This is a genomic window from Pseudomonas sp. 1 R 17 (assembly GCF_900067035.1).
Taxonomy (GTDB): Bacteria; Pseudomonadota; Gammaproteobacteria; order Pseudomonadales; family Pseudomonadaceae; genus Aquipseudomonas; species Aquipseudomonas marginalis.
This window is the reverse complement of the sequence record NZ_FKLB01000066.1, coordinates 1-12,594: the sequence shown is the minus strand read 5'-3', so window position 1 is coordinate 12,594 and position 12,594 is coordinate 1. Positions and strand designations below refer to the sequence as shown.

At 65.5% G+C, this 12,594-nt stretch carries 8 protein-coding genes; all 8 read right to left on the bottom strand.

Features of this window, described 5'->3' with window-relative positions; translation table 11 throughout:
- Positions 1-19: 19 nt before the first annotated feature.
- Entirely contained in the window at positions 20-1,678 is a 1,659-nt protein-coding gene (locus BFP99_RS27880) for a formylglycine-generating enzyme family protein (protein ID WP_242001056.1), read from the bottom strand.
- Between the two features lie 43 nt (positions 1,679-1,721).
- Positions 1,722-2,906: an FtsX-like permease family protein gene (locus BFP99_RS27875; protein ID WP_065948732.1), complete on the bottom strand. Its 1,185-nt coding sequence runs from the start codon at positions 2,904-2,906 to the stop codon at positions 1,722-1,724.
- On the bottom strand, positions 2,906-3,610 hold the full coding sequence (locus BFP99_RS27870) for an ABC transporter ATP-binding protein (RefSeq protein ID WP_065926723.1): 705 nt from the start codon (positions 3,608-3,610) through the stop codon (positions 2,906-2,908). The genes BFP99_RS27875 and BFP99_RS27870 overlap by 1 nt, the downstream gene beginning before the upstream one ends.
- Positions 3,610-6,618 carry a serine/threonine-protein kinase gene (locus tag BFP99_RS27865; RefSeq protein ID WP_065948731.1) on the bottom strand — a complete coding sequence of 1,003 codons (3,009 nt, stop codon included), beginning with the start codon at positions 6,616-6,618 and terminating at the stop codon, positions 3,610-3,612. The genes BFP99_RS27870 and BFP99_RS27865 overlap by 1 nt, the downstream gene beginning before the upstream one ends.
- Entirely contained in the window at positions 6,615-7,334 is a 720-nt protein-coding gene (locus BFP99_RS27860; RefSeq protein ID WP_027608272.1) for a PP2C family protein-serine/threonine phosphatase, read from the bottom strand. The genes BFP99_RS27865 and BFP99_RS27860 overlap by 4 nt, the downstream gene beginning before the upstream one ends.
- Complete coding sequence (gene tagF / locus BFP99_RS27855; protein WP_065926726.1) at positions 7,335-7,988, bottom strand: type VI secretion system-associated protein TagF; 654 nt, start codon at positions 7,986-7,988, stop codon at positions 7,335-7,337.
- A complete protein-coding gene (tssM, locus tag BFP99_RS27850; protein ID WP_065926727.1) occupies positions 7,985-11,485 on the bottom strand; it encodes a type VI secretion system membrane subunit TssM in 3,501 nt (1,166 codons plus the stop codon). Before tssM ends, tagF begins: the two co-directional genes overlap by 4 nt.
- On the bottom strand, positions 11,482-12,594 hold a 1,113-nt coding region (locus BFP99_RS27845), incomplete at its 5' end, for a DotU family type VI secretion system protein (protein ID WP_065948730.1). The genes tssM and BFP99_RS27845, both read right to left, overlap by 4 nt.

Sequence of the window (12,594 nt, the reverse complement as noted above, 5' to 3'; positions counted from 1 at the left end):
CTCGCCATACAGCCAGCGATCAGCGCTGACCGCTCGCTGCGAGCAATTCCTTCAAGATCGTCGCCGGGTCGGCCCGCTGTTGCTTGCGGTAGTTGCCGACATGGCGAACGAACAGTGTTGCGCGCGTCACCAGGCTCTTGCCGAGCACGGGCTTGCGATCCAACTCTTCCTTGATCCGTTGAAACTGCGCCTGGATCACCGCATCGGTGTAACGCGTGCCGGTGGCCAGGTTGTCGATATAGATCGCCACCGCGCCATCGAGGGCGCTGCGTCCGTTCTCGATAGCCGTGGCAAACAGTGCCGCGCTGGCCTCTTCCTTGTTGTCCAGGGCCTGCTGGCGACTCTTCTGCAGGTTGGCCAGGCGGATGTTGTAGTTGCTGATGGTCTCGGCCACCAGCGCGGCCGACTGAATCAGGTTGCCCGCCGCTTCTTCGCGTTGCTGGGCGATCAGCGAGACATTGCGCTTGAGTTCTTCATTGACCAGCCCCAACTCGGCCTGCAGCTTGGGGTCGACGCTGGCGGCGATGATGCTGTCCAGGCGCTTGGTCGGGTCCTGGGCGTCGTCGATGGCGTCGGTCAGCGAGGCCAGGCGGCCTTCTTTCTGCCACTGCGCAAACAACTCCTTGTAACGCGAGCGCGGCGCCGACAACGCCCCGATTGCCACGCGGAATCCCGTGGTCTCGTTGCTTTGCTCGGTGCCGTCGGCGGCGAACAGCGGGTATTCGCGGCGCATGCCGGTAAACAGCGTGCCCTCGCCTTCGAGGTAGTTGCCGCCCTTGACCACAAAGCCGCCGTAGGTGCCCTGGCGACGACCGGCGTGCACCAGCTGGAAGGACTCCTGGACCATTTCCGCGGCGTTGCCGATCACGTCGAACATGCCGATGGGGTTGGGCAGCTTGGTACCGATAGGCATCAAGCGTGCGGCCTGGCCAGTACCGCCGGCGACCTGGTTGAACACCGCGTAATCACCCAGCGGGCCATCGCTTTCACTGCCTTCGGTGCGGCGTGGAAACAGGCGCCCTTCCAAGTCCTGGCGACTCACCGCCTGGCCACCGCGTGCGGCGAACTCCCACTCCACTTCAGTGGGCAGGCGCACGAAACCCAGGCCGCCGTCTTCCGCCGACGACCCACGACCGCTCACCGGCAGCAAATCGCGGTGGTATTTCATCAGCCAGGCGCTGTACACCGCCGAGAAGCGCTCAGCCTCAAAGCGCGACAGCTTCACCTTGGGCAAACGCCCGGCCATGCCGGTGGGCGCATCGCACGCCGGTGCCGGTTCGCCACTGGCCAGGGATTGCGCCTGGGCCATCACCTGGGCGTACTGGCGGGCGGTCACTTCGTACTTGCCGATGAAGTACAGCATGGGCTTGAGCGGGGTCTTGGCGTCGGTCTTCGGCATCAACGGAGCAATGACTTTGCTCCAGTCTTTCGGCAAGTCCTTGAGGGTGAACTGGCCGTTGATAAAGTCGCGGCGGTAGCCGGAGATAAATGACTGCTGGTAACCCGCCTCGCCTTCGGCGAAGGGGTAGCCGAGACTGATCTCGCGGTCATCCAAGGTCCCTTGGGCCAGCACGTAGGCGTAGCGGAACACCATAGTGCCTTCGCACGGCAGCGGGAGGCTGACGTCGTCGGGCAACGGCTTGGGGTTGTCGAGCTTGTCGCTCGCTTCATCGGCCATGGCCAGCGAGGCCAGGCTCAGCGCCACAACGGCGCCCAGTAACTTATACATCTCTGATTCCTTCAGAAGCCTGGATACGCGCCACTCGCCAACCACCACAGGCTGCCGCCACGGCGCTGACGCCAAGGACTGCAACCAGGGCCAGGCCATAGTGACGCGCCAGCAGGTGGCTGGCGTGTTCGCCCGGCACCTGCACGAATAACTTGTTCAACGCGGCCTCGGCCAGGCCATACAGCCCAACGCTGAGTAAAGCGGCAAACCCTGCGCTGTACAGCGCCTGCAGCACCACAAACAGCAACAGCGCGCCGGTGGAAAACCCCAACAGACGCAACACCGACAATTCCCGGCGCTTGCGTGCCACAGCGGCCAACGCCCCGGCGAAGATCGCCGCAAACGCGCCCGCCAAGGCCAGCCCGGCGATGATCCAGAAGACGATCGACAGGTTGCGACTCAGCGACTGCACCTGGGCGATCGTCTGTGCCTGGGTCGATACCAACAGATTCTGCCCGGCGAAAAATACCCGCAGCGGCTCCACATCGGCCAGGCTGCGCGCATACAAGCGAAACGCCGGATACACCCGCTGCTCGCTCACACCCACCTCGTCACCGGCCCAACCCAACGCCGGTACCGCACGGCCATCGCGGTAATCTTCCGCCGCTTCCAGCAATCTCAAATCGGCAAACAACCCATCCCGGGCGAAGGCTTCCAGCGGCAGCACCCCCAGTACCTGCAAGCGCGTGCGCTGGGCTTCTACACGCCCCGCCACTTGCCGCGCAAAGCGGGTCTCCAGCCAATCCCCAGGCCGCGCCGCAAGCTTCTCGGCAGCGGTGTGGCTCAGCACGATCCGGTCCAGGCCCCTGGGCATCGGCAGGCCGTTCAGCAGCGGATCACCCGCAGCGGTCGGCAGCATTTCCAGGGTCAGCGTGCCCACCTGCGCCGTCGCCGCAATCTGCCGCGTGCGCGGTAAGGCGAACGCCACATCGCTGCGCTGGCCGAGCTGTTCGACAAATGCGCTGCTGAATCGACCACCGCCCAGCGGAATAATTTCACGGGTGGCCGGATCGGTCTCCAAACGTTCGGTCAAACTGCTAACCAGTCCAAATTTCAGGCCGAACAACACCAGCAACGGCGCAATCACCGCCACCAGCGCCAACACCGAACAGGCCGACAGCCAGGCATCGTTGCGGTAATCCTGAAAGGCCAGGGACGCCACCAAAGGGATGCGCATCAGCACGCCTCCCCAAGGGTCGCGGTGACGCCGCCATCGGTATCGCGACGGCAACTGATGCGCCGCACCTGCAAGCCACTGGCACGGGCCAAGGGTTCGTCATGGGTGGCGATCACACAGCCGGCGCGGTGCTCGCGGGCCTGGGCCAGCAGGGCCTGCATTACGCGCTCGGCATTCAGCGGGTCAAGGGACGCCGTCGGTTCATCGGCCAGCACCAGTTGCGGTGCATGGGCCAGGGCGCGGGCGCAGCTCACACGCTGGCGCTGGCCCACCGACAACGCAGCCGGCTTCTTGGCCAACTGGTCGCTGATCTCCAGCTGTTCCGCCAGGCGCGTCACGCTGCCATCGTCTTTCAACCCCAGCAGTTGCCGGGACAGCGCGATATTGCTGCGCACATCCAGAAAGCCCAGCAGCCCGCCGGTTTGCAGCACATAGCCCAAGTGCTGGCTGCGCAGCCCGGCCAGGGTGGATTGCTGATCGGCGCGCCACAGTCCACCAATGTCCTGCCGGTTGAATTCGAACCGGCCCACCTGATCCGGCGCCAGTACCAGCGCCAACAGATCCAGCAAGGTGCTCTTGCCGCACCCGCTCGGCCCGACAATTGCCAATTGCTCGCCGGCACGCAGGTGCAGCGCCGGGATCACCAGGCTGTAACGCTGGCTGCCGACACCCCGGCTTTTGTGCACCGCGCTCAAGTTCAGCATTACGGCAGTGTCGACAACGGCACGCGGTACAACGCATCACCCGGTTCGGCATCGCCGAAACGGACCCAGTTGGCCAGGTCATTGTGGAAGGTTTCGTAGAGGCGGATTTTCGAATCCAGCTCGTCGATAAAGTCTTCCTGCTCGGCCACGCTCAACGACAACCACAGGTCCTGGGTCATGTTCAGCGACTTGCTGCGATACGGCAGGCCTTCCAGGTATTCGCCGAGAATGCCGCCGTCGGCCAGGTTGCCGCCCTTGCGCAGGGCTTGGGGGTCGCGGCTCATATAGGCCGAGGCGCTGGCGATTTCCTGGAAGAAATCCTTGGGCGAGGTCTGGGTCTTGCGCGCCGCATCGACGATCAGTTTCAGCGACTGTTGCAGGTCGTTGAGCTGCAATTTGGTCAGCATCACGCACACCTGGAACGCCGGCAGCGCGGGATTGGTCAGGTCGCGGTCGGCGGTCCAGGCACTGACCAGTTGCGGCGCCTGGCTGGCGTTCCGGCGACCGAGGAAGTCCATGTGCATGGCATAGCCGACCGCGGCGGATTTGTCCGCCAGGCTCGGCGCGGCACTCAGCAGCGGCACCGCTTGCGGCGTATTGCTGCGCACCTGGTGCACGAGGTTGGCGAACACGCTGCCGATCTCGTCGACACGCTCGCCCAGCTTGCGCACATCGCCACCCGGCACCGGCGTGTACAGGTCGCCGATCTGCGGGTTGGCGTCGGCGGTGAGGGTGCGGTATTGGCTCTCGGCGCCGGCGTGGGTTTTCTTGCCGGCGTCGGTGCGCAGGTGCAGCGCGTAGATCTTGATCTGCTTGCCCAGTGCGGCCTGGCGCACTTCGGCTTCGTTCATCTGGGTGGCGGCAAACGGGTCGTTCTTGCGCAACGCCCCGGCATCGGTGACCAGCAGGATGATACGACCGCCGTAGCCGGACCAGTCCATGCCGTCCACGGCCTGCATCACCCCGGCAAACGCGTCCTCGTTGAAGGAGTGGCTGGACACGGTGGACGCCTTGACCTGGCGCGCCATGTCGAGGAAGCGTTGCGGGTCACGGCCCTGGTCGAGGCTGATCAGGGTCTTGGCCACGTATTCCAGGCCTGGGGTTTTCTTGATGCTGCTCCGGAAACCGACCATGCCGAAGCTGACACTGTCCAGCTCGCCACGCTCGGCGATACGGGTTTGCAGCTCGTGCACCACATCGCGGATCTGGTCGATGTAGGGCTGCATGGAAACCGTGGTGTCCACCACCAGCACCACGGCAGTGCGGAAGGCGTCGGCATTGGCGTTGATCACCGGGGTCGATGGCTTGGCCGTCGCGTTACTGCCTGGGTCGATGGAGGCGACGTTAAGCAACTGCACCGGCTGGCCGTTTTCGTCGAAGCTCTCCTTGGCGTCGAAGATCGGCAACAGGTAGAACTGGTTCTGCGGCACCGCGCTGGCGGCCGGCTCCAGGGCCAGGACCTGGCCGTTGTCGTCGCTGTTCTTCTGCGCCTTGGCCAGCACGCCTTTGGCGGCGGCTGGATCGGCGAGCAACTTTTCCACTTCGCCGGATTGGCGCAGGAACATCACCGGCGCCCGGCCGGAGCGTTCGGTGAACTTGAGCACGAGGCTTTGCTTCCAGTCGCTGACCTGGGCGGCCGGCAACCAGCCGTCGCTGCGGCCATCGGTGGCGGCACCGACGCGCACCCACGGGCTGCCGTCGACGTCTTTGCGCTGGTACACATACAGCACGGAGAACGCCGGCAGGGCCTTGCCAGGCGCGCTGCCGGCGTCATCCGACAGCTTGGCGCCGGGCTTGCTGAGCACGCGCTGGAACAAAGTCTTCTTACCGGCCATCAACAACGGCCGTTGGCCGCCGTCCACTTCGGCGGCCGCAGTGGGCGTTGCCGGGGGCACGTCGGCGACCGCCGCCGGTGACTTGGCCTGAGGCACGACGGCAGCCGGCGGCTTGGCCGGCTCATCACTGCCGCTCAACCACCAGTAACTGCCGCCACCAATGGCCAATGCGACGGCCACCGCCACGGCGGCCAGTGCCAGCACCGGCCCACGACGCTGCTCGGACACGGCGTTATGCTGGGTCGGCGTCACCACCGGCTGGCGCACCGGTTGCGGCTGGGGTCTGTCGGTCGGGATGTCGATGGTGACCGGGGTCATGCCCGCCAGATCAAAACTCAGCGGGATCGGCAACGGCCGCACCAGCGTGGCCTCCGGCGACTCCGCAGGCAGGTTATCCAGCGCCTGCAGCAACGCCGCCGCATCCGGGAAACGCTCTGCCGGGTCCTTGGCCAACAGCTTGCGCAACACACCCTGATAACGCCCGTGGTGCACCGGCAATTCCGGCAAGGGTTCGGTCAGGTGCGCCAGCGCGGTGGACAGCGCATCGTTGCCGTTGTACGGCAGCTTGCCGACGAGGATTTCATACAGCACCACGCCCAGCGCGTAGAGGTCGGCACGGCCATCGATCTCCTGTCCCCGCGCCTGCTCCGGGCTCATGTAGCTCGGCGTGCCCACGGCAAAACCGGCCTGGGTGAATTGGGTGCGGTCGTCCAGGGACTTGGCAATGCCAAAGTCCGACAGCACCGCCGTGCCATCGGCGCGGAACAGGATGTTTGCGGGCTTGACGTCGCGGTGCACCAGCCCCTGGGCATGGGCATAGCCCAGCGCCGAGGCGATCTGGCGGATCAGCGTAATGCCCTGCTCCGGCGTCAGGCCGGCGGCGATGCGCTCCTTGAGCGTGCCGTTGGGCAGGTATTCCATGGCCATGTAGTACAGCTCACCGACATTGCCGATGTCATGGATGGTCACCGTGTGCGGGTGGGACAGCCGCGCCAGGGTCTTGCCCTCGCGCAGGAAACGTTCGCAGAAGCTCGGGTCGGCCGCCAGCGCCGCCGCCATCACCTTCAGCGCCACCTTGCGCTCCAGGGAGCGCTGGGTCGCCAGGTACACGCTGGCCATGGCGCCTTCGCCGATCTCGCCGTCGATGTCATAGCCCGGAATCACAATGTTCATGCCGATACCTTCACGACGATGGCGGTGATGTTGTCCGGCGCGCCACGGTTGAGCCCCAGGTGCACCAGGCTGCGCACGATTTCATCCGGCGCGTCGTGGCTGAGCACTTCGCGGATCTCATGGTCTTCGACGGTCTTGTTCAGGCCATCGCTGCACAGCAGGTAGCTGTCGCCGGGGGCGATCAGCAGGTCGACCACCGCCAGTTCCAGCTGGGCTTCCACGCCAATGGCGCGGGTGACGATGTTGGCGCGCGGGTGCACGCGGGCATCGGCTTCGCTGAGCAGGCCGCTGTCCTGCAGGTCCTGGACGTAGCTGTGGTCGCGGGAGATGCCTTCGAGCACGCCGTCGCGCAGGCGGTACAGGCGGCTGTCGCCGGCCCACAGGCACACACCGCGCAAACCGCGCGCGGCGAGCACCACCACCGTGCTGCCCATCATGGTCACGCCACGGTTGGCGGTTTCTTCACGCACGGCGGCGTTGATGCGGGTCAGGTCATTGCGCAGGGCTGCCGAGTACTCGTCGAGGGAACGGCCCATCGGCACGCTGCGCAGGCTGTCGACGATCAGGCTGCTGACATAATCCCCCGCCGCGTGCCCGCCCATGCCGTCGGCCACCACCCACAGGCGGTTTTCCGGCAGGTCCAGGCACGCGTCTTCGTTGACCTGGCGAACCATGCCCACATGGCTTTTGCTCGCGGATTTGTACGTCGACCCCATCTACACCACACCTTCTTGTCCGAGCAGAAACTGCGCAAAATCGCCGGCGGCAGGCAGGCCCTGACACCGCAATAAACCAGGGGAAATCGTCTGCGAACCACGCCCCCACCACAGGCTCGCACCGTCGCAGGCCTGTTCGGCGAGCGCGGTCATGCGCTGGTGCGGCACGCTGGCCGCCACGCGCTGCAGGCCGGCGAAACGGCTGTCCACCGCACGCGGCTCGGTCGCCGGTAAGCCCAGGTCATCGAGGCCAGCGTTGAAGCGTTCAAACGTGGCGCCGGCATCCAGGGTGCTGAGCAACAGCTCTTCGGCCTGCTCAAACCAGCTGTCCGGCCCGCCCACCAGGGACGCCGGGTTGATGTCGTGATCGAGCAAGGTGACCACCGCCAACGGGAAATAGCGCCCGACCCGGTCAATGCTCGGCATCACCACGCCCGCCGCCGCATCCGGCCCGCACACGCCGGGCGCCAGCACAAAGCGCCATAGAGGGCTGACCAGGTACGCATTGAGCCAGTCGGCGCCGAGGCTGTTCTGGCTGGCGAGCAACCCCGCCGCCAGCCAGCTGTCCCAAGGGCCGATAAAGCTCTGGGGCAAGGCACGGCTGACGAAGTCTCCGCGACTGGCCAGCTTGCCGTAGAAACCCAGCGTCGTCATAGCCGCTCCGGCAGGCTGAAGCCACTGAGCACACGGCTCTTGAACGGGTTGAAGGCGCTGTTGGCACGCAACTCGTAGGCGATGCTCGCACCGTCGACCCGCAGGCGCAGGTTGAAGCGGTCCGGCGAGTTGCCGGCGGTGAGGTCCGATTGCTCCAGCAGGCGGAACCAGGCCCACGGCCCGTCGAGGGTCACGCCCGAGCGACCACTGGCCGACGGCGGCATGATCGAGATACGCACCACGCCAATGCTGCCGGGGTTCGGCCATTGCATCGCCACCGGGCGGCTGGGGCCGTGGTCGTAGCTCAATTGCTGGCCGTCGAGGTCGAGCAGGAACTGGGTGATCGTCGGGTCCATCGACACCGGTTTGAGTTCAAAACGCACGATCGGTTGGGTGCCACCGGAGCGGAAAAACGCATCGCGGATCGTCGCCGCGCGCTGGAAGGTTTGCAGCACGCCCGGCGCAATCCCGAGTTTCTGTGCCGCGCCCGGCTGCCAGCGCCAGGTCTGTGCCGAGGTGTCCACGTACGGCTGCAGGTATTTGCGGAAGTAGTTGTCCATCACCCCGCCCACGCCGAAGAACTGGCCGAAGTCATCCAGGGTCGCATCCCGCGCACTGCCCGGCGACATCGGGTAACGACCGGCCAGGGACTGGCGGTACACGTTGACCACTTCGCTGACCCACGCCGCGTTCAGTTGGTTACGCACCCCGCCCATCATGCTGTTGGTGGTGGAGTTGACCACCGACTTGACCATGCCCTGCACCAGCGGCGGTTGGCGCTCGGCGTTCAGGCTGACCCGTGTGGCCGCAGCCGCCGCCTGGTTCTTCGCCTCGCCAAGCAAGGCATCGCCGCTGGCCCCGACCATGGCGCTGACCTGCACATACAGCGCGTTCATGTCCGACAACAGGCCGTCGATGGCCGCCGGTTCGCCTTCGTTCTTGCTGACGATACTGTTGAGTTCGGCAAAGTGCGCGGTCACCGGATCATCCGCTGCAGCCGGCGCATTGGCCGTCGGTTGCTCCTGGCCGAGCAGGCTGCCGAGGCGCTCCTTGAGCTTGTCGACGCCACCTTCCACCGGCACGCCTTTGGCGGCCAATTGGCGCTCTTCGGCTTGCAGATCGGTTTCCTTGGCCACTGCCACCAGCAGTTTTTTCAGCGGCGAACTCGGGCCGGAAATCACCCGCAGCACATCGGCTGCCTGGGCCACGCTGGTGATGGGCACAAAGTCGATATCGGCGAGCAACGCATCCCATTGGCGCTGATAGTCCTGGAAATACAGGCGACGCACATCGGCGGCCAGGCTGACCACGTTCTGCTGATCGGCCTGCTCATGGCCCAGCACCCATTGCTCTTCAGCCAGGGTGCCGGTCTGGTTCAGGCTGCTGAGCAAAAACGCCTGGCGATAGCCCTTGGCGGTGAAAAAGCCACTCAACGGCTCGCCCAACGGCTTGCCGCTTTTACGGCTGAACACCAGCGCGGCATCGCGGCCAGCGGCTTCGTTGATACGGAAGTCCGGGATACCTTCAGGCAGTTTCTGGCGTTTGACCCGGTCGTAGACACGCTGGGCCACCGGCAGCTGTTGCAACTGGCGACGCAGATCGTCGATCAAGCGCGGGTCAAGGCGCGCATTCGGCGGATGACGCTCGAACAGCGCCTGCAAGTGCCCGGTCAACGCCTGGCGCTGATCGGCCGGCAGATCGCGCGGCAGGTTACGGTCCCAGTCGAGGGCGATCCAGGCCTTGATGAAGTCCGGATCGTAATGCTCGCTGTCGGCGAGCATCAGGTAGGCCTTGAGGCCTTCGTAGAGGAAGTCGGAGTTGCCGCCGCCGTGCAGTTGCTCCTCGATGCGCGTCACCAGGCGCGGCGCGAACACGGCGATCAACAGCTTGCGATAGACGCTGGCGGACTCGGCTTCGAGCATATCGCCCTGATACAGCCCCAGGCCTTCGGACCAGCTCGGCGAATCCCCCGCGAGGTTCTTCACCGCATTGAGCAGCGGCAGCACCGCGAGCACTTCACGCTGCGCCGGGCTGAGGTTCTGGACGGTCTGGCCCAGTGGCGCGACCCTTTGGTCGACCTGGGCGATATACGCCTGGTTGGCGCGATAACTCACCCACCACAGGCTGCTGACCACGATCACCAAGGCCACGGTGGCCGCGAGTACACCGCGTGCGATCCACGTGCGCCGACGCTCGACTTTCGGGTTAACGCCCACCAGTCCTCGTTCGGCAAAGGCCACGGCGGTGAAGAGTTTTTCGATGAAGTAACTGCGCCCGGTGCCGCTCTGGCGCGCCAGGTGCTGGCGGTCCAGGTTCATGCTCTGGGCCATGGCGCCGATCAGGCGATCGATCGGGCTGCCTTCCTGGGTGCCGCTGGTGAAGTACACGCCGCGCAGCAACACGCGCTCTTCAAAGGCATTGGGCTTGAACACGCCTTCGAGGAAGCTTTGCAGGCAGTCCTTCAATGCGCCGAACTGCTGCGGAAAACCGTAGATCAGGTCGCGCCGCGCCGGGTCGCGCTCCTGTTGCAGGCGCTCCACCAGGCGTTCGTTGAGGCGCTGCTCGAGGCCGGCGAATTCACTTTGCAGGTGCGCCAGGGGGCTGTCGCTGTTCTTGCCGTCGTCCAGGGCAAAGGTCATGCCCCAGACCTGGGCGCGCTCTTCCTTGCTCAGGTTGTCGAAGAACTCCATGAAGCCCGGCACCAGGTCGAGCTTGGTCAGCATCAGGTAGATCGGGAAACGCACGCCCAATTGGGTGTACAGCTCCTGGATACGCAGGCGGATCGCCGCCGCGTGGGCCGCGCGTTCGGCATCGGTGCCCAGCAGCAGGTCCGACAGGCTGATGGCGATAAAGGCGCCATCGATCGGGCGGCGCGAGCGCTGCTTTTTCAGCAGGTCGAGAAAACCCAGCCAGGCGGCTTTGTCCACCGTGGAATTGCTGTCCTGGGTGGTGTAGCGGCCGGCGGTGTCGAGCAATACCGCCTGGTCGGTAAACCACCAGTCACAGTGACGCGTACCGCCAACACCGCGCACCGCCCCGGCGCCCAACTGGGCCGCCAGCGGAAAGTGCAGCCCGGAGTTGACCAGCGCCGTGGTCTTGCCCGAACCCGGCGGGCCGATGATCACGTACCACGGCAGCTCGTAGAGGTTGCGGCGTTCGTCGCCACCGAGCTTGGCCTTTTTCAGCAGCGCCAGGGCTTCGTCCATGCGCTGGCGCAGGGTGGTGAGCTCTTCGGCGGTCGCCACGCTGTTGGGGTCGGCCGGGGTTTCGGCCGCCAGGCTGCGCATCACTTCGGCCGCTTGGCGCCGCGCCTGGATGATGCGGAACACGCGGTAGGCGATCCACACCGCAAACACCAGGATGATCAGCGCCCAACGGCGCCCTTCCGGCACCAGCACGTCGAGCAACGGCCCCACAAACCAGATGATCAGGCTCAGGGCGATCAGGCCCAGCACGGGGATCACCCAGCGAATCATGAAACTGAAAAACGCCTTCACTCGACGCCCTCCGCCAATACGGTGATTTCAACCCGACGATTGCGGGCACGGCCTTCGGCAGTTGCGTTGGTCGCCAACGGCTCGGTGTCGCTGCGGCCCTCGGCACTGAAGCGATCAGCCTGGCCGGTCTTGGCCGCGAGGATCTCCAATACCGACTTGGCCCGAGCTTCGGACAGCGCCCAGTTGGATGGGAAACGCAGCGTGGCAATCGGGCGGTTGTCGCTGTGCCCGGTGACGCGCACCTGGCCCTTGACCTTGCGGATGGCGTCGGCGATGCGCAGCATCAGCGGCTGGTAGTCATCGACGATGCTGGAACTGGCGGACGCAAACAGCTCATCGCCACGAATGGTGACCACGGAGCGGTCGACCTTGTCTTCCACCGCGACGCGACCGGCCTTGATGTCTTCCGCCAGGAAGCCGGCCAGACGCGGACGCTCGATCACTTTGGGTTGCGCCACGGGACGGTCGATGGCCTGCACCGGGATCTCGCCCAGGGCATGGATGTTCTTGAACACCGGTTCAGCCTGCGCCGCGAGCAGCAGGCGCAAGGTGAACAGCAAGGCCAGCAACAACGCCAGGCCAATCGCCACGGCGATCCACGGCGGCATGAACTGCGCCAGCCGATCACGCGCGACGGTGACGCCGCGCCAATGGGGCGACAGCTCGCGCTCGTGGTCACCGCGAGCACTGCGAATCGCCGCCGCCGTGCGCTCACGCAAGGCTTCCAATTGGCTGCGACCGTCGTTCATCACGCGGTAACGGCCTTCGAACCCCAGGCACATGCACAGGTACAACAGCTCCAGCAGGTACAGGCGCTCCCGTGGACTTTGCAGGCAGTGGTCGAGCAACTGGAAGACTTTTTCGCCCCCCCAGGCTTCGTTGTGCACCGTGATCAACAGGCTCTGCTTGCCCCAATCGCTGGTGCTGCCCCACGGCGTGCTCAACACCGCTTCATCGAGGGCGGTGCACAGCGCGTAGCGCGCCAGCAGCACCTCGTTGCGGGCCACGCCAGCGGCTTCGGCGCGTTCTTCGAACTGGCGCAGGTACGCCAGCAACTGCGCGCGCAGGCTGGCCGGCGCCGGGTGCGCGATGGTGTTGCGCAGGCGCGT